Raw genomic sequence first — 24,048 nt, forward strand, 5'->3', positions numbered from 1 at the left:
TTGAATGACGCCGACGAGATTGTCCCGGAAATTCGGCGTGCGTCCACATGATCCCCGGCGGGCCGAATTGTTCCCGCCCGCCAGCGGTCCATTGCATTTCCGCATGACTCGCGGGGATACGCCGCGCCACGGCTTGCGTTATGCTGAAGGCCCCGCCACCCGGAACGCCATCATGTCCGAAACCATGCTTTTCTCTCCTTTTCAGGTCGGAGACCTGAAGCTCGACAATCGCATCGTCATCGCGCCGATGTGCCAATATTCCGCCGCCGACGGCTGCATGACGGATTGGCATCTTCTCCATTACGGGCAGCTCGCCCTGTCCGGGGCGGGCCTGCTGACGATCGAAGCGACAGCGGTGGCGCCGGAGGGCCGCATCACCTACGCCGACGTCGGGCTCTATTCCGACGCCAACGAGGTCGCCATGGCCCGCGTGCTTGACAGCGTCCGGCAGTGGTCGCCGATTCCCGTTGCGATCCAGCTCGCCCATGCGGGGCGCAAGGCGTCCTGTGACCTGCCGTGGAAGGGCGGCGCGCAAATTCCGCCTGAATCGCCCCAAGGCTGGCGCACCGTCGCGCCATCCTCGCTCGCCGTCGCGGCGGACGACGCCGCGCCAACCGCGCTGAGCCGGGAGGAAATGACCCGGATTCGCGGCGATTTCGTCGCCGCCGCGCGCCGCGCCGCCCGTCTGGGCCTCGACGCCGTGCAATTGCATGGCGCCCACGGCTATCTCCTGCATCAGTTTCTTTCGCCGCTTTCCAACAGACGCGACGACGAATATGGCGGCCCGCTCGAAAACCGCATGCGGTTCCCGCTGGAGGTCTTCGACGCGGTGCGCGAGGCGTTCCCGGCGGGACGCTCGGTGACGATGCGCGTTTCGGGCACGGACTGGATCGAAGGCGGCTGGTCGATCGAGGAGACTGTCGTCTTCGCGCGGGCGTTGGAACAGCGCGGCTGCGGCGCCATTCACGTCTCGAGTGGCGGCCTGCTTCCGGCGCAAATCCCGCTGGGGCCGGGCTACCAGGTGGCGCTTGCGCGGGTGGTCAAGGCGGCTGTTGGAATTCCGGTCGTCGCCGTCGGCCTCATCACTGAGTTCGATCACGCCGAGGACATCCTCAAGGCCGGCGACGCCGACCTGATCGCCCTGGCGCGGGCCATGCTCTACAATCCGCGCTGGCCCTGGCACGCCGCCGCCCATTTTGGCGCCCATGTTCGGGCGCCCAATCAATATTTGCGGTCGCAGCCGCACCATCTCAAATTTCTTTTCGACTAGACGGAACCGGCCTGAGGCGACATTCGCCTCAAACCGCTTCTCTCGCGGATCACGGCGAAGGGTCGCAAAAGCCGCATCCGACGATCCCGTCTAAAGATTTGAGGGTTTGGCGAGATCGTTCGGTCAGCGGCAGCTTCGGGATGAGCTGTTCCAACTCGCGCTTCCGCCGCAATGAAGAGTCTCGGCCTCATGCCGCCTTCAGGTTGACCTTCGCTTCCGCGAGCCTGGTGAGAAGCTGGTCCGCGCCGCGCTCTTCCAGAAGGGTTTCTTCCAGCAACTTCGCGGCGTCGTTCATTCCGAGCTCTTCGGCCCATGTCCTGAGCGCGCCGTAGCTGGCCATTTCATAACGCTCGACTGTTTGGGCCGCCGCGATCATCCCAGCGTCAAGGGCGGTGCTGTCGCCGAAATCCTCAACGACCTCGTCGCATTCTTTCAGAATTCCGGTGATGGCTTCATATTTCACGGCTTTCGGCGGCTTCACGCCAGCCATGCGGACGCTGATAGCCGACGCCATCGAGGCGCTGATCCTCCCGCTCGACGAGATCGACGGCGACGGCGACGCCGACCTTGAGGCCGGGCCGGATAACGAGGACAGCGATCCGGGCGAAGAGGGCCATTGTGGCCTTCCGGATTATGGGCCGCCGTTCGAAATGGACCAGCGCCCGATTATGGGGCGATGCGACGAGAGTGGCCACAGCGTTCCTGCAAAGGAGCCTTAGCTCTGACTTGAAAAGGTCACAGGCGCCCCGCATCTTGATCATAATTCAGCGTCCTCCCGAGGGCCTGAGGAAATGAAACGCCCGCCACGGATGCACTGGCGGGCGTTTCTGTTCCTACGCGCGAACCAGTGATCGAAGGCCAGCCAACTTAAAACTGAGGCGCAACCCTTTTTCAGGTAACATCATCGCCTGCCTGACGGCGACGTCGACGTTTCCGACACGCTTAAGCCTGACGAAGCCCGAAAGACTCAGGAATAAGCCAATGTTACGCTTAGCTAAGCCACGATATATGTGTCGGCGCCGCGTCATAAAGGCGGAAGCGTTGGCAATACTGCTTGCGATCGCAATATCAACGAGCGCCAATGCCGGTAATAATCCTCTGCCATCGGAAAGGCCGACCTCTGGCGCGGGAGTTCCGGCCTGGGTCCGCCGGGAATGCCGTCCGGCAACGCCTGCGGAACTGGCTGCGCAGCGGGCAGGCCCCGGCGAATGGTTTTATCGAACGACGTGGGATTTTTGTTACCTGGACACAAGACCGGGCTTGTGGTGCCCGCCGTACTGTCCTCAACGATAAGTCTCCCCTGCGCCCGGCCGAGAAGCTTCCATTGCCAGACAGTATTTCAATGACGCGGGATTCGCGGGCGCTCCCTATTCCTGCCCCGCGCCCGGCGCCGTATAGGCCGCCCAATCTGGCAGCGACGCCACGGAGCGCCCTCCGCAGCCTGAGCAGACAAGCCGCCGAGCGCGGGCAATCTCCGGGACCGGCGTCGCCCGCGGCAGCGCCAGGGCGTCAAAGCTGACGGCGCCCTCGCGATGACATTTCCGGCAGTAGAGAATCACCCCCGCCAGGCCTAGCTCGATGGCGTTCTCAATCGTCATGGGGTCGTAGGGGCGGTCGGGTTCACGGTGACGCCAATCCAAGACAGGCGTTTTTCGTTGCCCCAGACGATACCCCTGATCGAGAGCGTCGGTTCTTGTTACCCGAAAATATCGCTAACTTGTTGATTTAAGTGGTGCGGATGAGGGGATCGAAAAGCGCGCATAATTTATTGAAATATTATGATTATCTGTAAAGAAAATAATTTTATACCAACAAATATACCAACAATTTGCAGTGCTGAGCCTGTGTGGCAGCCGGTTGGCTTCGGCTAAGCGGCGGCGGCATTCGGCTCATACCGGCCCGTCGCGATCAAATTGACGACCGTCTCATCACGACCCTTTTCGGACCGTCAATGGCTTGGGATGAACGTCAGTAGAGGCCGTGCTGCGCGCGTAGCCATCGACTCATGATGGGCGACGGCGTTCCGCGCCCGACATTACTTCATGGCCGCTTAAGAACGAAACTCGGGGTCGGTTCCTTCAGGCCTTGATGTTGATCCCGGCAAAGAGATGGTAGTTGCCGCCGATAAGGTCGACTGCCAACAAGCTGGCGCTCGTTTGGCTGAGCGCCCCGCTGGTGGCGTTGGCGAACACCAACGTCTGGTTGGAGTGTGGGTCATAAAGCCAGGCGACGTCGTGAGCGGGCACCAGTTGGCTGGCGCTGCTCAGCCCGCCGTACACGCCAGTCACCCCCGCAATCTGTGAAAAATCGAGCAGATCGTTGACCGAGCCATGCTGGCCCGTGGCGCTGAACCCCGCAATCGTGTCGTAGCCAGCCGGCGTCGAGTCGCCTGGCGCCCGATAAACGAATGTGTCGGCGACTGTATGCCCCAGGACATTCATTGCGTCGGCGCCGCCGCCAGCGGCGATGGTGTCGTCGCCCTGCAGGGCGACGATGGTGTCATTGCCGCCGCCCGTCGTGATGACATGCCGTCCCGTTCCTGCGGCGGTCACCTTCAGGGCGCCGCTGTCGCTTCCCGCGGCGAGATCGCCGCCAATGGTGACGGCGGCGGCGCCGCCGGTCAGCGTCAGGATTTCGCCCTGCGTCATCGCGCCAGCGTTGATCGTGTTGGCGCCGCTTCCGGTGGCGATCGACAGCGCGGCGACGACGCCCGTAGTGACGTTCAAGCCGCCCGAGACCGCCGTGGCCGCGAGATTGCTGCGCAGACCAGTGACGACAAAATTCGCGCTGCCGACAAGCGTCAGGGCAATGTTCATCCCCATGGCGGCGGCGTTGACCGTCAGGGTTCCGGCATTGCCATCGTTGACGCTCGTCGCTCCATTGCCGACGATCACAGCGGCCAAGCCGGCCGCGTTCGCACCGAGCGTCACATTGCTGGCGCCGGTTAGCGCCAGATCCTGCACATTATAGACCCGGGCGAAGTCGGCGTCGGTAAGCGTCGCCGGCGCTGCAAGCATGATCGTGTCCGTCCCGCCGTTGCCGGTGATCGCGGCAGCAGCCGCGAGAGCCGACTCCGTGGCGAAGCTGAAAACGTCATTGCCCGGCGTTCCCTCGTAATAAGGCGCGGAGAGAACGCTGGTGTTGCCGGCCGCGTCGGTGGCCGTGACCTGGTAATTGCGGACGAGGCTGTTGTTCTCGCCGGTCGCAAAGGTCCAGACGCCGTTTTGGCCTGCTAATGTCGTATTGAGTTTGGCTCCGCCGTCGTAGACCGTGACCGTGCTGCCCGCCTCGGCGTTTCCGGTCAGGCTCCAGACGTTGCCGGCGTAGGCCGCGCTGGTGATCGACGGCTGAGGCGGTTGAGACGCGTCGACGGTGAAGCTGAAAGGCTCGCTCGTCGTTGTGTTGCCGGCCGGATCGATCGCGATCGCCGATATCGTATAGGACTGGCCATTGACCAGACCTGCCATCTTATAACTCCAGGACCCGTCGGGCGCGACCATGACGGGAACCGGCTCGCCTGCTCCCGCCCCAGAGCTCGACGCCCCGATATTGGTCGGTAGCGTGAGCTCGACAATATCGCCTGGATCGGCCTGGCCGGTGAGAACGGTCGAGCCGTCGCTGAAATGTGCGGCGTTGATGTAGTTGACGCCGTCGGGGCCGACGACGATCGCGCTGTCGGAGATCGCGCTCTCGGTCGGCGGGGTTGTGTCGACGGTGAAGCTGAATGCGGCGCTCGTCGCAATATTTCCCGCCGGGTCGATCGCGGTCGCCGTCGCCGTGTAGGACTGGCCATTGACCAGGCCCGCCAAAGTGTAGCTCCAGGATCCATCTGGCGCGACCGTGGCAAAAGCCGCCTTGCCCGCTCCCGCGCCCGAACTCGACGATCCGATATTGGTCGGCAAATTGAGTTCTACAATGTCGCCAGCCTCGGCCTGGCCGGTCAGAGTGGTCGAGCCGTTGTTGAAATGGTTGGCGTTGATGTAGTTCTGCCCGTCCGTCCCCACCGTCACTGCGCTGTCCGAGATCGCGCTCTCGCTCGTCGTCGTGTCGACGGTGAAGCTGAAGGGGTCGCTCGCCGCGACATTGCCGGCGGCGTCGATCGCGACCGCTGTCAGCGTGTAGGACTGGCCGTCGGCGAGGCCCGTCAACGTATAGCTCCAGGATCCGTCCGCGGCGACCACTGGATAGAACCTAAACGTGTTGCCCCCGCCTTCGGATAGATTCCAGCCCGGCGGGCCGGAAAGCCAAACCTCGTCGCCTGGATCGGCCTGGCCGGTGAGAACGGTCGAGCCGTCGCTGAAATGTGCGGCGTTGATGTAGTTGACGCCGTCGGGGCCGACGACGATCGCGCTGTCGGAGATCGCGCTCTCGGTCGGCGGGGTTGTGTCGACGGTGAAGCTGAATGCGGCGCTCGTCGCAATATTTCCCGCCGGGTCGATCGCGGTCGCCGTCGCCGTGTAGGACTGGCCATTGACCAGGCCCGCCAAAGTGTAGCTCCAGGATCCATCTGGCGCGACCGTGGCAAAAGCCGCCTTGCCCGCTCCCGCGCCCGAACTCGACGATCCGATATTGGTCGGCAAATTGAGTTCTACAATGTCGCCAGCCTCGGCCTGGCCGGTCAGAGTGGTCGAGCCGTTGTTGAAATGGTTGGCGTTGATGTAGTTCTGCCCGTCCGTCCCCACCGTCACTGCGCTGTCCGAGATCGCGCTCTCGCTCGTCGTCGTGTCGACGGTGAAGCTGAAGGGGTCGCTCGCCGCGACATTGCCGGCGGTGTCGGTCGCGACTGCAACCAATGTATAGGACTGGCCGTCGGCGAGGCCCGCCAATGTATAGCTCCAGGATCCGTCCCCGGCGACAATTGGATAGACCGGCAACGCTTTGCCCGCGCCGGCGCCACTGCTGGACGAACCTATCGGTGTGATGAGCTCGACAATATCACCCGGATCGGCATGGCCGGTCAGGGTTGTCGAGCCGTCGCTGAAATGGGCGGCGCTGATGTAGTTCCGGCCGTCCGCGCCCGTTGTCACCGCGCTGTCGGAGATCGCGCTCTCGGTCGGCGGAGTAGTGTCGACGGTGAAGCTGAACGTGTCGCTCGTCGCCGTGTTTCCGGCAAGGTCAGTCGCGGTGGCTGCCGCGGAAACGGTCTGCCCGTTGGTCAGACCTGTCAGCACGAAGGCCCAAGTTCCGTCCTCCGCCACCGTCGCCGCCTGAGCCGCGCCCCCGTTGACGCTGACCACGACGGTGTCGCCAGCTTCCGCCGCGCCCGTCAGCGTGTTCGTCCCATTGTTAAAATTGGCGGCGTTGAGGTAGTTCTGGCCGTCTGTCCCGGTCATCACCGCGATGTCCGATATTGCGCTTTCGTTCGTGCGAGTGTCCAGGACCACAATATTTCCGGCGACCGGAGCAAAGGCGCCTTGGGCATTGGGATTGAGCTGCAAGCTTGAGATGATGGCGCCGTCTGCGAGCGAAGACAGATCGACAACGTATCCGGTCTGGCCGCCCGTGATATCGACTGTCACGCTCTGGTTGTTGATGTCAGTGAAGGTCACCACACCCGCATAGGTCGGATCAAGCCCGGTGATCGTGAACGGGACCGCCGCCTCTTGCGCAAGGCCGATCGGTGTATCCAAACCATCGTCAACCGAGAAGTTCAGGCCGGTGAAATACATATAGGCGTCGATGGCCATGTGATCCTCCCACTCAATAGATCGTATCGCAAACTCCATGTGCGACCGATCGACGAGAATGGTTGCCTGTCGGACTGGCGCGATTTTAAACCTGACCCGTCGGCCACGGCAGCGAATGTCGACGATTGCAGGGTCGCGACGGATCAATTTCCCGTGAAATTAGCCGTCGGATTTCGATGAGTAATTGCTCCGCTCCAGCCCCCATCCATAAGTGACAGCGCAGTCGGCCAGAACGAACAGGCTTCCAATCAGTTTTTTGACGCTAACGATTTCTGGCGGCTCGATAGGCATCCGGGGGAACGCCGAGATGAAAACTCGAATTACAATGACGTGATACAATTTTTTAATTCACGCCCCGCCCAGCTTGTCGCTCTCCTCGCCCGGAAAACTAGCGGGTAGGAACCAACTGCCCAACAGTTGCCGCGCACAATCAGCAACGCGGCCGCCGCGCAATTCGATCCAATCCCTGTTATCCTTCGTTCCAATTCCGGCGACATAATATGAAATTCCGAATTTATTGGCGCACCGACCGCTTTCCGGCTCATTTCTTCCCTTTGGCCTGCGGCCGCTTTCCGCCCGGCAGGGACCTTGCCGGCGACATCGGCATCGGTCCGCTTCCCGCCGATTTCAGCCTGATCTCGACCGCCAAAGCAAAGTCGCCTCTCGGCTCGTTTCGGTCTTAGGACATGCAGGTGCCGGCGGCGGCTATCGCACACTCAGCGGACGTTCCGATAGTTCATTGCTTGCCGGGTGGTTCAGTGTCTCCGGTCGCGGGATTTGAAAGTGCGCGGCGCGCCATTGCGTCATGGAGCAGCCGAAGCGCTCTTTAAACCATCGCGCTAATGCACTTTGCGCAGAAAAGCCAAGAATCTCAGCCACGGCCTGCAGGGAGCGGCCGCAGTCCTCGATCAATCGAAGCACTAGCGCCGCGCGCTGCTCGTCGAGAATGTCCGAAAACGTTGTGCCGCAAGCTGCTAACCGCCGGTGGACCGTACGCCGGTCACAGCCCAAGTGCCCGGCGATAATCTCCGCCGAGCAGCGCCCGGTCGGCAAGAGCGCGGCGACAAGTTCGCGCACCTTGCCCGCCATGTCGGGCGAACCCGCGGCGATGGCCTCTACATAGTTCTGCGCGTAACGCGCCATCAATGCGTCGGCGGCCTGCATCGGCCGATCCATGTCCGAAATGGGGCACACAATCGCGTCGTACTCCGCGCCGAAGGCGACGTTGCAGGCAAAAAATCGTCGGTACGTCTCTCGGTTCCTGGGCGGCGGATGGGTGAATTGCACGTCTAGCGGTCGCCAGCCCGGACCGAGAAAAGCGCTGAGGATGCGATACAAGACACCAAGAGTGAGTTCGATCGCTTGGCGCGCAGGCGCGGCTTGACCGAATAGCATCGTAGGTGTGATCGCGACAAAATCGCCGTGATCTTCGATGCGAATATTGAGGGATTCATTATGGATATGAATGTAACGGGCGATCGCCTCCATCGCGGCGCCAACGGTTGGCTGCTCTCGGACAACGAGCGCGACCGGCCCAAGATTCGAGAGACCTCCGCGCTCTGCGAGCCTTAATCCGAAATCATCGATTGCAGCCGCAGCGGCGGAAGCTTCGAGCAGGCGGCCCACGCCGCCAGCAGCGATCTTGATATCAGGGGCCTGAAGGCTCGTCGGTGGCAACCCCGCATTACGCAGCATCAGCGCCGGATCGATGCCTACAGAGCGCGCCACGTCGGCAAAATGCGTGAGACAACCGCTGCGGATTAGATCAGTCATGTCGCAAAATCCATCCTCGCGTCTCAAATTGTAAAAATTATGTCCCGATCCGTCAAACAGCTCTTGTCATAATCGGTATATCTCGCGGAGTCGAGCGCAAGTTGTCGCGCTTTGCAAATCGACGGGAGACGACGATGAACCTCAATGGCAAGACAGCCATAGTCACAGGCGGCGGCGCTGGTTTGGGCCGCGCGATCACGCTGGCCTATGCGCGGGCTGGCGCTCGTCTCGTCGTATGCGACATCAATGACCACGCGCTGGACGAAACCACGACGGCCGTGAAAGCGCTCGGCGCGGAATGCCTTTCGGTCCATTGCGACGTGTCATCAAGCGGAGCGGTCGCTTCAATGTTCGAACAGGTCTGCACCCAATTTGGAACGGTGCACGTTCTCGTCAACAATGCCGCCACGATCCCCGCGCGGCCCGAAGATGAGGCGCGGCGCAATATGCACTACGCATATCTGACAACGCCGCTGCCACGACGGTCGCTAGGATTCACGAGCGCGATGACCGACGAGGACTGGCATCGCTTTTGGGACGTCAACGTTCACGGAGTCTTCTACTGCACGCGCGAAGCGCTGCGGCGCATGGAGCCACAGAAAGACGGTAAGATCATCAACATCGCCTCGATTGCGGGCCTGTCGGCCTTTAGCGCCCACAGTCCTCACTATTCTGCGACCAAAGGGGCGGTGATTGCTTTCACGCGAGCGGTAGCCGCGGAAGTCGCCGGCGCGAACATATTTGTCAACGCTATAGCCCCCGGCGGCGTGCACACCGAAATTTTCGACGCCTATTTGAACAGTATTGGCGAACAGGGACGCAACCAGCTGTCTCAGATGATTCCGCTCGGTCGGCTCGGAACGCCGGATGAGTATGCGTCACTCGCTCTCTATCTCGCTTGCGATGGCCATTATCTCGTCGGGCAGACGATCAGCCCGAACGGCGGAATGATTTAAGCGACACAGCAGACTACGCCATGCCGGAATAATTTAGACGACGTCCCAAATTGTAAAAATAATGTCCTAATCCGTCAAAAAGTTTCGCCGAAAGCGGGATAGTTTGGCGATCACGAGACAGATTGTCGCACCCAGATAACGAAGGTCGACAGGAATCACGCCAACCAAGGATCGCATAGATGCGTCCGAGTTCGCGCGAACATCGTCGACACCGCGGCCGCGGTGGCCTGCGCCCAGGAATTGGAGATAATTATGTCGGATCAGCAGACCAAACCCCATACGCCCATCACCGACCACCTGCGGGCGACAGGCGCATGGAACCCGAACTGGGATCCGTTCGCCGAGCTTGACGCGATCTGGACCGAGAAATTCATGGACATGGCGATGACGCCAGTCGCACGCGGCGCGCTCGACGCCAAGACCTTCGAATTGATCGCCATCGCTGTCGACGCGTCCTGCACACATATGTACGCGCCGGGGGTCCGACGTCACATCGCCAAGGCGCTCGAACTCGGCGTCACGAAAGAGGAAATCCTCGCCGTCCTGCAGGCGGCGAGCGTCCTCGGCATCCATTCGATGAGCCTCGGCGCACCGATCCTCCTTGACGAACTCGCCGCCAAGAACGCCCCCAAAGGCAAAGCCTGACCACTGCGACACTCAACTCAGCGGAGAACCACGTTATGCATTTTCTCGACGATTCACTCCTGCCGGAGAACCAGCAGAAGCTCGTGATCCAGGTTGCGCCCTACGGCCCCGAATGGCTTCCGAGCGATTTTCCCGAAGACATTCCCGTCAACATGGCCGAGCACGTACAGAAGGCGGTCGACTGCTATAACGCCGGCGCGACCGTGCTCCATGTCCACTGTCGAGAAGCAGACGGCAAGGGGTCAAAGCGCATAAGCATGTTTAACGAGTTGCTCGACCGCCTGCGCACGGCGGTTCCGAAAATGGTGCTGCAGGTCGGCGGTTCGATCTCATTCGCGCCCGAGGGCGAAGGCAAGGAAGCCAAGTGGCTCGGCGACGACACCCGGCATATGTTGACCGAGCTGACGCCGAAGCCCGACCAGGTGACGATCGCGATCAATACGTCGCAGATGAACATCACCGAACTTCTGACCGATGACGATGTCGCCGGCACCTCAATCGCCAACGCGGCGTATTACATGGCTTATCGCGACATGCATTTGGAGGCGGGGCCGAAATTCTATCTCGAGCACCTCAAGCGTCTTCAGGAGAGCGGCATCCAGCCGCATTTCATGCTCGGGCACATCGCGCAGCTTGAAACGGTCGAGCGTTTGATACGCCGCGGCGTTTACAAGGGCCCCCTTATCCTGAACTACGTCGCCATCGGCGGCGGCATGGCCGGAACGCATCCGGCCGATCTCCTGGAATTTGCTCGACGCACACCGGACGGCGCCGTCCTGACGATCGAGGGGATCATGCGTAACGTGGTTCCAATGAACACGATCGCGATCGCGCTCGGCCTGCACGTGCGCGTAGGTATCGAGGACAATCTCTGGCGCCGCAAGGGCGAGAAAATGACCTCCGTGCAGCAGATCGAACAGATGGTGCGCATCTCTCGCGAACTCGGGCGCGATGTCGCGACCGGGCCTGAAGCGCGCGACATCTACCAGATCGGCGTGCAGTACAATTCGACCGAGGAGACGCTCGCCAAGCTCGGCATGGTTCCGAACCGCGCGCCAGGCCAGCGAGGGTTCCCCGTGCGAGCGGTCGCCGCCTAAAAGCGCAACAGCAAAGTCCCCGCCGATAAGTCCGGCGGGGGGCCTTCTGGTCGCAGCAGGCAAAATAACCCGCGAGCCGGGCCTGTTGCTTTCTCTGGCGGAGGCGGCTGAAGCGCATCGCGTGCTGGAATCGCGCAAGACGATCGGCGCCACAGTTCTGACGCCCTGACATTCGGACAAGAAATAACGTTCGGGAGGAACGCCATGCATATTCAATCCGCAGACTCCGGTCGCGCGGAGCCGGACAGCTATTTGTTCGGACCGCGCCAGGCCTGGTTCGCCTATGCGATGACCATCAGCCTCATGATCTTCGACTATGTCGACCGGCAGGTGATCGTCACGATCTTTCCGCACCTCAAGGCGGAGTGGGGGCTGTCCGACGCCCAGCTTGGCGGGCTCGTCTCGATTGTTGCTGTGTCCGTGGCCATCTTCGGAACTCCGGCGGCTCTCGTCGCCGACCGCTTCAGCCGGGTCAAGTCGATCGCGGGCATGGCCATCGTGTGGAGCCTGGCCTCCATCTCCTGCATGTTCTCGGGAAGCTACACTCAGCTGTTCGCTGCGCGGGCTATGGTTGGATTTGGCGAGGCCGGCTATGGATCCGTCGGCGCCGCGGTGATCGCGGGTCATTTCCCGCGGCGCATGCATGCCTCGTTGCTGGGCGGCTTCTTCGCGTCGGCCTCGGTTGGATCTGTACTTGGCGTCGTTCTCGGCGGCTTTATCGCCGCCCGCTGGGGCTGGAAGGCGGCGTTCGGGGTCGTCGGCATTCCCGGCCTCGCGCTTGCTCTCCTGTATCTGGCGGTGAAGGACTACCGAACGGTCAGACTTGTCGCCCATGAAGGATCGGCGCGTCGCGACGCGGTTGCGACCGCCAAACAGATCGCGCACGCCATTTTCCGGCCGAAGACCATGTTGTGGGTCTGCCTCGGCGGTGCCGCGCAGTTGATCGTCGTCGCCACGCTCTGGGCCTGGCTTCCGAGCTACCTGAACAGGACTTACGGCATGCCGGCCGATCAGGCGGGCATGAAGGCGGCCCTCGTCGTCCTCGCCGGTGCGTTCGGCAGCGTGATCTGGGGCAATGTCGCCGACCGCGCCGGTCGGAGAGCCTTGACCAGCAAGCTGCACGTCGTTGCAGGAATCAGCCTCGCGACGATGGTTACGCTGGTGTTCGCCTTCGCCGCTCCACGTTGGGGCATCGTGACGACCGCCAACGCGCAGCTTGTCTTCATCGTGCTGGGCGGTTTCATGGCCGCTTCCACGGTTGGCCCGGTCGCCGCCGTCGTCCTCAATGTGATGCACCCCTCGGTGCGCGCAACCGGGGCGTCCGTGTTGTCGCTATTCCAGAACCTCTTCGGCCTTGCCGCTGGTCCGTTCATCGCCGGCGCTTTGTCCGACCGCTGGGGTCTGGAGACGGCGATGATGTTCATGCCGTCGTTCTGCATCGTCGCGGCCGTCATGTTCCTGTTGGCCGTCCAAACCTACGAGGACGACGTGAGACATGTTCGCGAGCAGATCGCCGCGCAGGATAAGGAGCGGAACGCCTCGTCGCCTTTGGGCACGGAAAATTTCGCCAAAGCCGTCGCCGGACATTGAGGAAATCGCAAGATGCTTCAAGACGCGCCGCGCGCCGAAAATAAGCAAAAAATAGTTCAGGGTGGAAAAATGAAGAGGGGCGGGATTCAAAATGATTGGGTCGCGGCGAATCTGCGCGCAGCGCTGCTTTCGGGCGTCGCTTGCACGGTTCTCGCGATCCTGGCGCCGCAAGCGCGCGCCGAGGAATTCAAGGTCGGCGACATCGACGTCAATGTTTCCGGCGCCGCGACCATGGGCTCCGAAATCAGGACGGCCCCGCGCGATCCGGCGCTGATCTTTCCGGCAAACGGCCGGAGAATGGGCGTTCCCGCGACGGCGATCAGCGGTCCGAACCAGGATGACGGCAACCTGAACTATGGGCAGGGGCAAGCCGTTTCGAGCGTCGCCAAGGCCTACGCCACGATCGATGCGCATAATCAGAATTTCGGCGTCTTCGTGACCGGAAAGATCTGGGGCGACGCTACCCAACTCTACCAGGATGTCCCGTGGGGCAACTACGCTAACGGATACGCGGCGGGGACGCCGCTCGGCCAGATGGGCTTCGATCCGCGAGAAAAATTTGCCGGATTCGCGATTCAGCAAGCCTACGCCTATACCAAGCAGAAGGTCGAGGGCGTGAGCGTCGAAGGCCGTATCGGCGAAATCAACGTCCCATGGGGCTTGTCGACCGCGATCCCGGGCGGCTTGTTCTACGCCGTCAACGCCGTCGATTATTCGGCGGTCGTCCGGCCCGGCGCGCAGGCCGCGGAATTAACGATCCCGACGCCCGGCGTCTTCACACGCATGGGCTTCCTGCAGGACAAGGCCATTTTTGAAAGCTTTCTGCTCTTCCAGGGACCCAGAAGCGTGGTGGCGGGCTGCGGCACATTCTTCTCATACGCCGACTGGGCCGCGCCCGGTTGCAACAATGTCTTTTTCAACCCGTTGTTCGCCGATCCGACGTCCTACCGAACCGATTACGCGCTCAATCGCAAAGCAGCGGCGCAGCCCAACGACATCAATTTTGGCGCCGGCGGCACGTATACAGCCGATTCGCTGCTGACCAAGTTCGGGCTCTATTACGCTCACGTCGATCAACCCACCCCGGTCGGCAATGGCGTCAAGACCTTGCGTCCCGGCCCCAATTATTGGCTTCCGAGCAATCCGGGCGGACTCAATTCTGCGTACAATGTCGCATATCTTGGCGCAGTTGATTCGGGAACGATCAACTTCACGACGCAAATCAAGGCCACGACACTCTACGGCGAATATGTTTTTAGCCCGAACAAGCCCGTCAATTATAACGCCGCGGACCTCGTCTATCCGCTAGTCGGGCCTCAGTATCCGACGCCTTTGCGCAATATATACAATTCTGTGCCTCCAGGCGGAGTTTTTGACGGCTACCATCGACTTGAGGTCGGCAATCTTGGCCTTGGCGTGCGCCAGATTTTGCCGCCGATCCTTTACGCCTCGACGCTGACGCTCGGCGCCGAATTCGGTCTCAAGCAGGTTTACGATCTGCCGCCGGGTTTGCGCTTTGGTCGTTCGGAAGCGTTCGGACAAGGCCCACTCCCGGGCCATCTGTGCAAAGGCCCCGCAGTCCAGTGCACCCAGGCGGGTTACGTCACGGCGAACGCCACAGGCTATCGCCTGACCGCCGAGCTCCGGTATGACAATGTCCTGACGCCGGGCCTGAGCGTGATGCCGGCGATCGGACTGATCCAGGATGTCAGCGGCTGGTCCTACGACGGCGTCTTCAATCAGGGCCGCATGGTGATGCCGCTCAGGGTCAGAGCGGAATATGGCAAGAAATATTTTGCCGAAGTCGTGTGGGCTCCGGCGCTTCAGATTGCCACTTACGACAATACGTCCGACCGTCAATTCGTGAACTTCTCCGCTGGAATCCGTTTCTGAGCCTGCGAGTGTCGCCTCGCTCGCGGACACGCCGGGCGCGAGGAGCGGAATTCTGTTTAACGAAGGAGCAAAAAATGAAATTGAATCGAATTCTTCCCCTCGCCGGCGTTCTGACCGTGCTGGCCGGTGCGGCCTTCGGTCAGGCTAACATTCCGGCTGGCGCCGGCGCGGGCGCCTATCGGCCGGCGCCAGGCTCCGCCGTTGGCGGCGCGGTAAATCCCCGGCCCGCCGCCCGGCCAGCTGCTGCCCAGGCTCCCGCGGCAGACGCGACCAGGCAGGCGGTTTCGAAAAGCTGCTCGCAGCAGGCTGATGCGCAGGGCTTGCACGGCAAGGCTCGCAAGACCTTCCGCGAAAAGTGCAAGCGAAGCGGCGGCCACTGATCAAGTAAAAAGTCGTCCTGGTTTCTCGAGCGGCGCGGCGCCAAAAAAGCCGCCGCGCCGTGGTTTGCATTGCGTATTACAAGTCGACGGGACGTAGGCCAACCAAACCGCCAGCGACTCCCAGAAAGGAGGCCGAACCGAGCTCCCGAGCGGGAGCGACGCCCGAGTGAGGGAGTGAAAGGCGGGGCAAATTCTGTAGCATTTGGTCGCAGACCGGCTGCGATTCCAACCAAGCCGCTTCACATCCAGCGGACCCAATTAGGTGCCGAATGAACTCATAGAGAACGCCGGCGCCCAAACGCGTGGAAAACGCTCAAAACTGAGCCGCCAGATGAACAACCTCCCCAGAGTTCATAACTAGCGCCGGCTCTGGCGATAGATTTGGCTTCACTTTACCTTTTCCTCTTCTCGCGCCCTGATGCTGAGACGCCGGACGCGCTCCATGAAAGCCCAGGATGCGAGAATCGTAAGGGGTAGCGCCGCCGCCACCATCATGTCAGCGGTGATGCCTTTCGGCAGCCAGCCGGCATCCTTGAGGCCCTTGGCAAGATAGGTCGTCAGGCCCGAGAGATAATAGGCCAGCGCCGCGATGGAGATGCCCTGGACTATGCCTTGCAGGCGCATCTGCAAGCGTGCGCGGCGGTTCATATCTTCCAGCAAGTCGCGGTTTTGCTGTTCCAGTTCAAAGGTGATGCCGGTGCGCATGAGATCGATGGCGCGCTGCACTTGAGTGGACAAGCGCGCGAGCCGCATCTCCACAGCGTTGCAGGTCTCAATCGCGGGGTCGAGCCGGGTGCTGAAAAAGCCGGAGACGGTGGTGTAGGAACCTTCCTTTTCCTCACGGATGAGTTCGAGGCGGTTCTTGACGACGGCGTGGTAAGCGCGGCTGGCGCCGAAGCGGAATGCCGTGCGCGTCGAAAGCGCTTCGCTCGATGCCAGCAGATCGCTCAGCCGTTTCAGCAAGTGCTGGCTGGTGCGCGCTCCCTCGGTTTGGCTGAGCGCGTAGTTAATCTCCGCAATTTCACACTCCATACGCGCGAGTTCAGGGCTGGCGCGCCGCGCTTCCGGGAGCCCGAGCAGCGCCATGGTGCGGTACGTTTCTATATCGAGGAGCCGCTGGACGACCCGGCCGGCTCGGAGCGCGTCGCCCCTATCCATTCTGATGAGCAGCCGCGTGAATTTATAGGGGCCGGCAACAAAATCGGTCAGCATGTGCGCTGCAGCGTTCGATACGCGGACGACGCACAGGCTTTCTGGCTTGAACAGCGGCGCTAGGGATTCGGGCGAAGGGCCGCCCGCAATGATCGCCAGATGCGCTGCCACCACAAGACGGCCCGGCGCCAGAAACGCGATCTCGCCTTCGCCGAGCGGATCGGGATGCGCAAAGGGGTCGGCTGCGTCCTGCGAGGTGGACCAGGTGTACGTTGTGAACTCGGTATGCTGCTCCCAGCGCAGCTCCCAATCGCCCACTGCCAAGTGGCAAAATTTGGCATCCTCCGGGGGGCTTTCTGCTCCACTCGCTTCGCATAGCGCGATAAGTGCCCGGCGGTCCGCGCGCACTTCCGCGTCATTGGTTGCAAAAGCAAAATGATAGACCCGCCGGGGCGCCTCAACGGGAAGGAAAGGGCGCGCGTGAAGTTCGGCAAGGATGGCGGAGCGAGCTTCGTGTTCTCTCATGCATGCCTGGCCATTCGTCATGCCGTGCCCTCCGTCCGGGCGCTGCATCATTTTTCTTCCTCTAATTTGCCGAAGGCGCCCGGTAGATACCGGCGCATGCGCCTCAGCAATTTTCGTAGCGCCCCATAACGTAAAAGCAGGAATGGTAAAGAGTGTTAACGCGATTGCAAAGTTCACCCCTGACTCAGCAACCCGCTCGGGGGGCCAAGATTGCAAACCGCTTGTCGGCGCAGCAAGCGCGGCCCAGTTGGCGGACAACAGCCAAGAGCCAAACCGAGCGAGCATCCGCTTTTCGGCCGTCTCCAGCCCTTCGGTCTACGACCGCGTGCCGCCGCGAGCGGTCTTCTGCCGGCGGGCGCTAAATAGTGACAATAGTCCCAAAACGCAGGGGGCTTTCAGATTTAGCTCGATTTCTTGCCTCGCTCCAATTCGTCGGCCAACTGCCGCAAGATGGCGGAAGTCGATTCCCCCGGCCCGGAATTAGCGGGCTTCGCGAGGCCGCGAATGATTTCCGCCTGCCGATGCGGCGGAAGGTGACCGTAGCTGGAAAAAGTCGTCAGGCAATGTTCATGGCCAAGGTTCTGCGACCATGCTTTGAATTGCTCGGCGTCGAGTTTGAGTTCATAGGCCAGTTGAACCAGCGTGTTGCGAAAACTGTGCGGATTGAAGTAGGGCAGCCCGACTTGGGCAAAGGCGTCTTTGAAAAGCGCGCGGACGGGATGCGCATTGGCCCAATGGGCGCGATCAAGACCGCTGGCGACAAAGTGAAGGTTTGGGCCAGGTTCAACGCGAGATTTCGGGAAAATCGGATCGGCGGGGCCGAATTGCTTTTCCTGCCGCAGATAGCAGACCCAATCGACGACAATCTGTTTGACGTCGTCGCCGACTGGAAAGAACCATGTCGAAAAGGTCTTGGCGCGTTTAGTTTGTACGTCCCTCGCGTCCTGCTCCAGCAATTCATGCTCAAGATCAATGTGTTTGAGCTTGAAAGAAACGATGGCGCTGTCGCGGGCGCCCGTCAGGATGGCGAAGGCGACCAGCGCACGGTCGCGGCGCTGGATTTCCGTTTCGGTCGGCATAGCGTCGAGAACGATGCGGATTTGGTCCAGCGTCGGGCAAGGCCGGTGGCGATGGGCCGAGGCGATGCGCGCCAAATTTTCGGGCGGGTTGAAATATTCGGCGTCCGCGTATTTCAAGGACGAGCGATATTCGGATTCCCCGGCCAGCCAGATGAAGAACGCCTTGAGAATGGCGAGAGTCGAATTGATGGTGGACGCCGAGAGCGGCGCGCCCGTCCGCACGTTGCGCTGCTCCATTAGATGCGCCTTAAATCCGCGCGCCTGTTCGATGTGGAATTTCTTGAAATCGCGGCGGCGATTGTAGTCGTCAAAACGCTCCAGGGCTTTGGCCACGGCGTCGAGCGAAGTCTCGTCCCGCCCTTTGACGTCGGCGAGGAATTGCAGGTAACGACGCTTCACACGCTCGTTTGCGGGGTGTCTTTTCGCGGTCATTTTTCATTCCTTCGGAAGTGAACATTCAGGGAGGGGTGGGCGCTATCGCTTAGGCGTTCCTGTGCAGGGCGGCGCGTAACCTTCAGATCGCCGCTTGCTACGGCGAGCGTGGCGGTTTTCGTCAGGCGATAGATCAGCGACCCGCAGGTCGGGCAGAGTCCAGCGAGTTGTCCCGTCGTCGGGGTCTTGGGGATGTAATCCGCCTCGTCGAAAGCCGGACGCTTCGGCGCCCGGCATCGCACACAATAGATTTCACCAGGGCGGCAAGGCTGCTTGCGCGGCTGGCGCGCTTTCACGAAGGCGCGCAATTCGCTCCCGAGAATCAGGAACGGACGTTTTGGCTCAATGAGCGGAAGGCCGGCGTCGATCCATCGGCTTAGGGTGTGCTTGCTCACGCCCAGAAGCTTCGCGGCCTCCGAGACTGAATAGCTCCGATGGATCTTGACGCGGCGGACATTGTGCCGCCTCGCCATGCGTCAGCCGCCGTTTTCGATGAAAGCGCGAATGTCTTCGACCCGCCACGCGGTAATGCGCGCGCCAAGCTTCACAGGCTTCGGGAAGCGCCCTTCCTTGACGCCCGCCCACCAGGTCGACCGACCAACGGGGATGGGGCCATTCGGCGCGAGAATGGCGCTTAGGCGAACAAATCCAGTTTGGGGGAGAGTTTGCATTTTCGTTTCGGGGCGCTTGTTTGCGCCACCGTTGGTTTCAACCATTCTATTTTCTCATCGCATTCGACGACGAGCCGGCATCCGAAAATCTTTACGCCTTTCGCAATGCCGGGTAAGGTTGACCCGCTCCTAACTGAGCGCGGGTTAAAACCCTACGAGCCGTATCGACCCTGGCAGGGGTTGGTGCGGCTCTCTTGTTCTCGTCCGCCTCAATCCCGTGAGGCACGGCATGAACCAGCGCGGTTCATGTTTGTACTTTAGTTCACTATCGTCGGTCGCGTCTGTCAAAATCTGTTTTCCACAGCCCCTCTTATGTTCTTCGTGCGTTCTTCTTTTTGGACTTGCGCCAGGCCGAATTTTCAAACCGATGCATTAAATTTGAGAACAAGGCCGCCGCGCCGCATTTCCTCGCAACGGTCGGCCCACCAGTCCATCATTCTTACGCGCTCATCCCAATATTCAGCGCGGGCATAGGCTTTGCGGATTTTGTTGCTCTCGACATGGGCCAATTGCGCTTCGATGGCGTCGGGATTCCAGAGGCTGCTTTCATTGAGGATCGACGACGCGGCTGATCGAAAACCGTGTCCCGTCATTTCGTCCTTGCCGAAGCCGAGGCGGCGCAGGGCGGCGTTGATGGTGTTTTCGCTCATGCAACGGCTCGCCGACCGGATGGAAGGGAACAGGAATTTTCCCTGGCCGGTTATTTCGCGTAAGGCGCCCAGAATTTCGAGTGCTTGCGGCGCCAGTGGGACGCGGTGCGGGCGCTTCATTTTCATACGTTCGCCCGGGATGGCCCAAGTAGCAGCCTCCAGATCAAATTCCACCCATTCCGCCGCGCGAAGCTCGCCGGGACGGACAAAGGTCAATGCCAACAATTCCAAGGCTGCAAGTGTCTCTGGCGTTCCTTCATAGGTTTGGATGGCGCGCAAAAGCCCGCCGAACCCTTTCGGTTCGATGATTGCGGCACGATGCTTGACGATTGGCGCGGCCAATGCGCCCTTGAGCGCGCTCGTCGGGTCGTTTTCGGCGCGGCCTGTTGCAACAGCATAACGGAAGACCTGGCCAATCGTACCGCGAAGGCGGTGCGCCGTGTCCCTTCGCCCACGCGCCTCAACCGGACGCAGGACCGCCAGAACTTCAGGGGCGGTCAATTCGGCAATCGGACGGGCGCCAATGGCCGGCGGGACAAAGCGCAACTGCCATTCCAGTTTGGAAACGGTCGATTCCGCTTTTCCCTCACGCCGCTTCTTGTCCAAGAATTCGGCGGCTATCGTTTCGAAGGTGTTGGCCGATGCTGCGGCCTTGGCGGCTTTTTCCAGCTTTTTCGCCAGGGACGGGTCTTGCCCATTGGCTAGGCGTCGTTTGGCCTCCTCGCGGGCCACGCGCGCTTCCTTGAGGCCGGTTGCGGGGTAGACGCCGATTGCCAACGTCTTTTGCGCCTCGTTGAACCGATACGCCAGTCGCCAACGCTTCGCGCCATCGGGCGAAATCCACAATTGCAGCCCGCCACCATCGGAAAGCTTGACGATTTTCGTGGCCGGTCTGGCGTTGCGGATTTGAAACTCGGTTAGAGCCATGTTGGTATCTCAATTGTTGGTATCTGGTGCATACCAATATTTATACCAACAAATTCGGCGGATACCAACGGACCCCGTTGGACCCGCCGGGACTGAAAATCTAAGTAAGGCTCTTGCTTTTCAGTAACTTCTAGACGTTTCTGGATTGTCTGGGATGGGGATTTGGTGCCGGATGAGGGGATCGAACCCCCGACCTTCGGTTTACAAAACCGCTGCACTACCGCTGTGCTAATCCGGCTTTCCGCATTGGGCGGAACGGCGATCTGCTAGCAGTCCGCCGCCGCAGGCGCAAGGGGCGGCGGACTGCCGCCCCTTCGGCCAGAGGGATCAGTCGCTGGCGTAGATGTTGCGATCCTTGGTTTCCGGCACCAGCACCAGGCCGACGACGACGGTCATCAGCGCGACGCAGACCGGATACCACAGGCCGAAATAGATATTGCCGCTGGCCGCGACCATGGCGAAGGCGAGGGGCGGCAGGAAGCCGCCGAACCAGCCGTTGCCGATGTGATAGGGCAGCGACACCGAGGTGTAACGGATGCGGGTCGGGAACAATTCGACCAGTTGCGCCGCGATCGGCCCATAGACCATGGCGACGAGGATCACGAGCAGGGTCAGCAGCCCAAGCACGCCGGGCTTGTTGATCCGCCCCGGATCGGCCGAAGCCGGATAGCCCGCGGCCTCGATCGCCGACAGCACTTCGGCCTCGAAGGCGGCGCGCTTCTGCGCCAATTGATCCTTGGGCAAGTTGGTTCCGTCGAAAGAGGCGATCTCCTTGCCGCCGATGGAGATCCGCGCGATCGAACCCGCCGGCGCCTTGACGTTGGAATAGCTCACGGCGGAATTGGCGAGCACGTTCTTGACGATGTCGCAAGAGCTGGTGAAGGCGGCGTTTTCGATGGGATCGAACTGGAACGAACATTGGGCCGGATCGGCGATAACCGTGACAGGCGCGGTGTCCTGCGCATGGGCCAGAGCCGGATTGGCCATGACCGTCAGGCCGTGGAAGATCGGGAAATAGAGCAGGGCGGCGAGCAGGCAGCCGCCCAGGATGATCGGCTTGCGGCCGACCTTGTCCGACAGCCAGCCGAAGAACAGGAAGAAGGGCGCGCCGAGAACCAGTGATCCCGCGATCAGCATATTGGCGGTGGCGCCGTCAACCTTCAGGATGCGGGTGAGGAAGAACAGGGCGTAGAACTGCCCGGTGTACCAGACCGCCGCCTGTCCGGCGGTGCCGCCGAGCAATGCGATCAGCGCGATCTTGGCGTTGCCCCATTTGCCGAAGGCTTCCGAGACCGGCGCGCGCGAGCCGCGACCCTGCGCCTTCATCTGGCGGAAGGCCGGCGTCTCGTTGAGCTGGAGGCGCATCCAGACCGAGGCGACCAGCAGGACGAAAGACAGCAGGAAGGGGAAGCGCCAGCCGTAAAGCTCGAAATTCTCTTCTCCGATGATCGCGCGCATCGCCACGATGACCAGGATCGACAGCAGTAGCCCGAGGGTCGCCGTGGTCTGAATCCAGGAGGTGTAATAGCCGCGGCGGCGCTGGGGCGCATGTTCGCCGACAAAGATCGCCGCGCCGCCATATTCGCCGCCGAGCGCCAGGCCTTGCAGGAGGCGCAGGATGATCAGCAGGATTGGCGCGGTGAAGCCGATGGCGGCGAATGTGGGCAGCAGGCCAACCAGAAAGGTCGAAACGCCCATGATAAGAATGGTGATGAGGAAGGTGTATTTGCGCCCGACGAGGTCGCCGAGCCTGCCGAACAGAACAGCGCCGAGCGGGCGCACCGCGAAACCTGCCGCGAAGGCGAGCAGGGCGAAAATATAGCCCGCGGTCGGATTCACATTGGAAAAGAAATGCTTGGCGATAATCGCGGCCAGCGATCCGTAAAGGAAGAAATCATACCATTCAAAGATCGTCCCCGCCGAGGCGGCGAAGACGACGCGCTTTTCCTGCGCGGTCATGGGGCGGCTGCGGTCGTCCGCCTGCGCCAGAGCGGCCTGTGTCATGGTTTGAATTCTCCTCCCGCGATCATGTTCATATCCTGAATTTCTTCTTATTGATTCAGGTCAATATGCCGTCCTCGCGCGGACGAGGGCAAGCCTTCGTTCCTGGATTCGCACCAGTTATATTCGGTATTAAGTATGTATCCTATTCGGAGAGCCGGGAGCGCGTCAGCGCCAGCGCGACCGCACAGGCGTTTGAGACATTGAGGCTTTTGATCGCGCCGGGCATGTCGAGCCGCGCCAGAACGTCGCATTTCTCGCGCGTGAGGCGGCGCAGGCCCTTGCCCTCGGCGCCCAGAACCAGCGCGACCGGACGGCTGAGCGGCGTCTTTTCAAGGCTTTCGGGGCCTTCCGAATCAAGGCCGACCCGCAGATAGCCCGCCGCGCCGAGCCGATCGAGCGCGCGGGCGAGATTGACGACTTCGACAAGCGGCGCATGCTCCAGCCCGCCGGAGGCCGTCTTGGCCAGTACGCCCGAGAGTTCGGGCGCATTGCGCTCGGTCACGATCACTGCGTCCACGGCGAAGGCGGCGGCGGTGCGAAGAATGGCGCCGACATTATGCGGGTCGGTGATCTGGTCGAGCGCCAGCACCAGGCCGGACGTGTTCTCGATCTCGCTGACGTCGAGCGTGGGCAGAGGGCGAGCTTCGAGCAACACGCCCTGATGCACCGATTCGGCTCCGAGGCGCGACGACAACGTTTCGCCATCGACCAGATGCAGCGGGACGCCGCGCGCCTCGATCTCCCCGGCAAGCTTTTCGGCGGCTGCGGGGGTGGCGAAGAGGTCGAGGCAGGCGCGGTCCGGGTTGCGCAGGGCCTCGCGTACGGCGTGATAGCCATAGAGTGTGGCGAGTTCGGCGGAAGGCCGCCGAAAGCTGCGCATTTCCGCCTTCTGCGCGTTTTTCGCCGCCGGGCCGGGCGCGATTTTCGGCGACCTGCGCGGGGGCTTCTCGCCCCGCGCCTCGCCAAAAGGCCGATCCGTTCGCCTCCCGCCTTGTTTCTTCATGCACGCCTCCGCCGGGACCGGTCGCAGCCGACCCTCTGGGCCCTGTCCTCTCATGCGCGCGCCGCTTTGACAATCGGCCGCGACTGGCGCGCTCTTTTTTGGAGTTGACACAAAGGACGGATATAAGCATAAGCCCCCCTGTCGAACGGCCCCGTTGTCACGGGGCTTTTTCGTCGCCGGAAGGCCCTGCGCCTTCCCGGATGGGAGAGTGTCCCGAGCGGCAAAGGGGGGGGACTGTAAATCCCCTGGCTATGCCTTCGTAGGTTCGAGTCCTACCTCTCCCACCAAACCACTTTTGTTCCCTTTAAAAATCA

At 61.5% G+C, this 24,048-nt stretch carries 19 protein-coding genes and 2 tRNA genes; 8 read left to right on the forward strand and 13 right to left on the reverse strand.

Translation table 11 applies throughout. The annotated features are described in order from the left end of the window. Positions 1-172 precede the first annotated feature (172 nt). Complete coding sequence (locus QM467_RS04415) at positions 173-1,270, forward strand: NADH:flavin oxidoreductase/NADH oxidase (protein ID WP_283365091.1); 1,098 nt, start codon at positions 173-175, stop codon at positions 1,268-1,270. Positions 1,271-1,457: 187 nt separating this feature from the next. Here QM467_RS04415 and QM467_RS04420 read toward each other — a convergent pair whose 3' ends face one another. The 5 genes from QM467_RS04420 to QM467_RS04440 form a co-directional block, all read right to left on the reverse strand. Further along, positions 1,458-1,733, reverse strand: coding sequence for a YciE/YciF ferroxidase family protein (locus QM467_RS04420; protein WP_283365092.1), 276 nt, complete (start codon positions 1,731-1,733; stop codon positions 1,458-1,460). Beyond that, positions 1,723-1,887 (reverse strand): hypothetical protein, encoded by a 165-nt coding sequence (locus tag QM467_RS04425; protein WP_283365093.1) that lies wholly within the window; start codon positions 1,885-1,887, stop codon positions 1,723-1,725. Before QM467_RS04425 ends, QM467_RS04420 begins: the two co-directional genes overlap by 11 nt. Before the next feature lie 750 nt (positions 1,888-2,637). Next, positions 2,638-2,868, reverse strand: a complete 231-nt coding sequence (locus QM467_RS04430; RefSeq protein ID WP_283365094.1) for a hypothetical protein — start codon at positions 2,866-2,868, stop codon at positions 2,638-2,640. A gap of 480 nt (positions 2,869-3,348) precedes the next feature. Continuing rightward, a complete protein-coding gene (locus QM467_RS04435; RefSeq protein WP_283365095.1) occupies positions 3,349-6,957 on the reverse strand; it encodes a beta strand repeat-containing protein in 3,609 nt (1,202 codons plus the stop codon). Positions 6,958-7,662: 705 nt separating this feature from the next. Next, positions 7,663-8,730, reverse strand: coding sequence for an AraC family transcriptional regulator (locus tag QM467_RS04440; RefSeq protein ID WP_283365096.1), 1,068 nt, complete (start codon positions 8,728-8,730; stop codon positions 7,663-7,665). A 134-nt stretch (positions 8,731-8,864) separates the two neighbouring features. On the opposite strand from QM467_RS04440, the gene QM467_RS04445 reads away from it, so the two are divergent. The 6 genes from QM467_RS04445 to QM467_RS04470 all read left to right on the forward strand — a co-directional run bounded on the left by QM467_RS04445 (position 8,865) and on the right by QM467_RS04470 (position 15,291). Next, positions 8,865-9,686: an SDR family NAD(P)-dependent oxidoreductase gene (locus tag QM467_RS04445; protein WP_283365097.1), complete on the forward strand. Its 822-nt coding sequence runs from the start codon at positions 8,865-8,867 to the stop codon at positions 9,684-9,686. Positions 9,687-9,938: 252 nt separating this feature from the next. Further along, complete coding sequence (locus QM467_RS04450; RefSeq protein ID WP_283365098.1) at positions 9,939-10,331, forward strand: carboxymuconolactone decarboxylase family protein; 393 nt, start codon at positions 9,939-9,941, stop codon at positions 10,329-10,331. Positions 10,332-10,366: 35 nt separating this feature from the next. Beyond that, a complete protein-coding gene (locus tag QM467_RS04455) occupies positions 10,367-11,428 on the forward strand; it encodes a 3-keto-5-aminohexanoate cleavage protein (RefSeq protein WP_283365099.1) in 1,062 nt (353 codons plus the stop codon). Positions 11,429-11,632: 204 nt separating this feature from the next. Beyond that, positions 11,633-13,018: an MFS transporter gene (locus QM467_RS04460; RefSeq protein ID WP_283365100.1), complete on the forward strand. Its 1,386-nt coding sequence runs from the start codon at positions 11,633-11,635 to the stop codon at positions 13,016-13,018. 69 nt (positions 13,019-13,087) lie between these two features. Then, positions 13,088-14,911 (forward strand): DUF1302 domain-containing protein, encoded by a 1,824-nt coding sequence (locus tag QM467_RS04465; protein ID WP_283365101.1) that lies wholly within the window; start codon positions 13,088-13,090, stop codon positions 14,909-14,911. A gap of 74 nt (positions 14,912-14,985) precedes the next feature. Then, positions 14,986-15,291 carry a PsiF family protein gene (locus QM467_RS04470; RefSeq protein WP_283365102.1) on the forward strand — a complete coding sequence of 102 codons (306 nt, stop codon included), beginning with the start codon at positions 14,986-14,988 and terminating at the stop codon, positions 15,289-15,291. Positions 15,292-15,678: 387 nt separating this feature from the next. Here QM467_RS04470 and QM467_RS04475 read toward each other — a convergent pair whose 3' ends face one another. The 8 genes from QM467_RS04475 to rlmB all read right to left on the reverse strand — a co-directional run bounded on the left by QM467_RS04475 (position 15,679) and on the right by rlmB (position 23,734). After that, a complete protein-coding gene (locus tag QM467_RS04475) occupies positions 15,679-17,019 on the reverse strand; it encodes a DUF3422 family protein (RefSeq protein ID WP_283365103.1) in 1,341 nt (446 codons plus the stop codon). A 350-nt stretch (positions 17,020-17,369) separates the two neighbouring features. Then, on the reverse strand, positions 17,370-18,479 hold the full coding sequence (locus tag QM467_RS04480) for a tyrosine-type recombinase/integrase (protein WP_283365104.1): 1,110 nt from the start codon (positions 18,477-18,479) through the stop codon (positions 17,370-17,372). Next, positions 18,476-18,952 carry a helix-turn-helix domain-containing protein gene (locus tag QM467_RS04485; RefSeq protein ID WP_283365105.1) on the reverse strand — a complete coding sequence of 159 codons (477 nt, stop codon included), beginning with the start codon at positions 18,950-18,952 and terminating at the stop codon, positions 18,476-18,478. The genes QM467_RS04480 and QM467_RS04485 overlap by 4 nt, the downstream gene beginning before the upstream one ends. A gap of 3 nt (positions 18,953-18,955) precedes the next feature. After that, on the reverse strand, positions 18,956-19,195 hold the full coding sequence (locus QM467_RS04490; RefSeq protein ID WP_342395095.1) for a helix-turn-helix transcriptional regulator: 240 nt from the start codon (positions 19,193-19,195) through the stop codon (positions 18,956-18,958). 314 nt (positions 19,196-19,509) lie between these two features. Beyond that, positions 19,510-20,727, reverse strand: a complete 1,218-nt coding sequence (locus QM467_RS04495; protein WP_283365107.1) for a tyrosine-type recombinase/integrase — start codon at positions 20,725-20,727, stop codon at positions 19,510-19,512. A 163-nt stretch (positions 20,728-20,890) separates the two neighbouring features. Continuing rightward, positions 20,891-20,965: transfer RNA gene (locus QM467_RS04500), tRNA-Thr, on the reverse strand. Between the two features lie 89 nt (positions 20,966-21,054). Continuing rightward, on the reverse strand, positions 21,055-22,731 hold the full coding sequence (locus QM467_RS04505; RefSeq protein WP_283365108.1) for an MFS transporter: 1,677 nt from the start codon (positions 22,729-22,731) through the stop codon (positions 21,055-21,057). Between the two features lie 142 nt (positions 22,732-22,873). Further along, complete coding sequence (rlmB, locus tag QM467_RS04510; protein WP_283365109.1) at positions 22,874-23,734, reverse strand: 23S rRNA (guanosine(2251)-2'-O)-methyltransferase RlmB; 861 nt, start codon at positions 23,732-23,734, stop codon at positions 22,874-22,876. 202 nt (positions 23,735-23,936) lie between these two features. Here rlmB and QM467_RS04515 point away from each other — a divergent pair. Next, positions 23,937-24,021 (forward strand) — tRNA-Tyr (locus QM467_RS04515). Positions 24,022-24,048 lie beyond the last annotated feature (27 nt).

The organism is Rhodoblastus sp. 17X3, assembly GCF_030056575.1.
GTDB lineage: Bacteria > Pseudomonadota > Alphaproteobacteria > Rhizobiales > Beijerinckiaceae > Rhodoblastus.

Coding starts and splice junctions, on each gene's coding strand:
- QM467_RS04415 (WP_283365091.1), top strand. CDS start 173: ATGTCCGAAACCATGCTTTTCTCTCCTTTTCAGGTCGGAGACCTGAAG.
- QM467_RS04425 (WP_283365093.1), bottom strand. CDS start 1,887: ATGGCCCTCTTCGCCCGGATCGCTGTCCTCGTTATCCGGCCCGGCCTC.
- QM467_RS04430 (WP_283365094.1), bottom strand. CDS start 2,868: ATGACGATTGAGAACGCCATCGAGCTAGGCCTGGCGGGGGTGATTCTC.
- QM467_RS04435 (WP_283365095.1), bottom strand. CDS start 6,957: ATGGCCATCGACGCCTATATGTATTTCACCGGCCTGAACTTCTCGGTT.
- QM467_RS04440 (WP_283365096.1), bottom strand. CDS start 8,730: ATGACTGATCTAATCCGCAGCGGTTGTCTCACGCATTTTGCCGACGTG.
- QM467_RS04445 (WP_283365097.1), top strand. CDS start 8,865: ATGAACCTCAATGGCAAGACAGCCATAGTCACAGGCGGCGGCGCTGGT.
- QM467_RS04450 (WP_283365098.1), top strand. CDS start 9,939: ATGTCGGATCAGCAGACCAAACCCCATACGCCCATCACCGACCACCTG.
- QM467_RS04455 (WP_283365099.1), top strand. CDS start 10,367: ATGCATTTTCTCGACGATTCACTCCTGCCGGAGAACCAGCAGAAGCTC.
- QM467_RS04460 (WP_283365100.1), top strand. CDS start 11,633: ATGCATATTCAATCCGCAGACTCCGGTCGCGCGGAGCCGGACAGCTAT.
- QM467_RS04465 (WP_283365101.1), top strand. CDS start 13,088: ATGAAGAGGGGCGGGATTCAAAATGATTGGGTCGCGGCGAATCTGCGC.
- QM467_RS04470 (WP_283365102.1), top strand. CDS start 14,986: ATGAAATTGAATCGAATTCTTCCCCTCGCCGGCGTTCTGACCGTGCTG.
- QM467_RS04475 (WP_283365103.1), bottom strand. CDS start 17,019: ATGATGCAGCGCCCGGACGGAGGGCACGGCATGACGAATGGCCAGGCA.
- QM467_RS04480 (WP_283365104.1), bottom strand. CDS start 18,479: ATGACCGCGAAAAGACACCCCGCAAACGAGCGTGTGAAGCGTCGTTAC.
- QM467_RS04485 (WP_283365105.1), bottom strand. CDS start 18,952: ATGGCGAGGCGGCACAATGTCCGCCGCGTCAAGATCCATCGGAGCTAT.
- QM467_RS04490 (WP_342395095.1), bottom strand. CDS start 19,195: ATGGTTGAAACCAACGGTGGCGCAAACAAGCGCCCCGAAACGAAAATG.
- QM467_RS04495 (WP_283365107.1), bottom strand. CDS start 20,727: ATGGCTCTAACCGAGTTTCAAATCCGCAACGCCAGACCGGCCACGAAA.
- QM467_RS04505 (WP_283365108.1), bottom strand. CDS start 22,731: ATGACACAGGCCGCTCTGGCGCAGGCGGACGACCGCAGCCGCCCCATG.
- rlmB (WP_283365109.1), bottom strand. CDS start 23,734: ATGAAGAAACAAGGCGGGAGGCGAACGGATCGGCCTTTTGGCGAGGCG.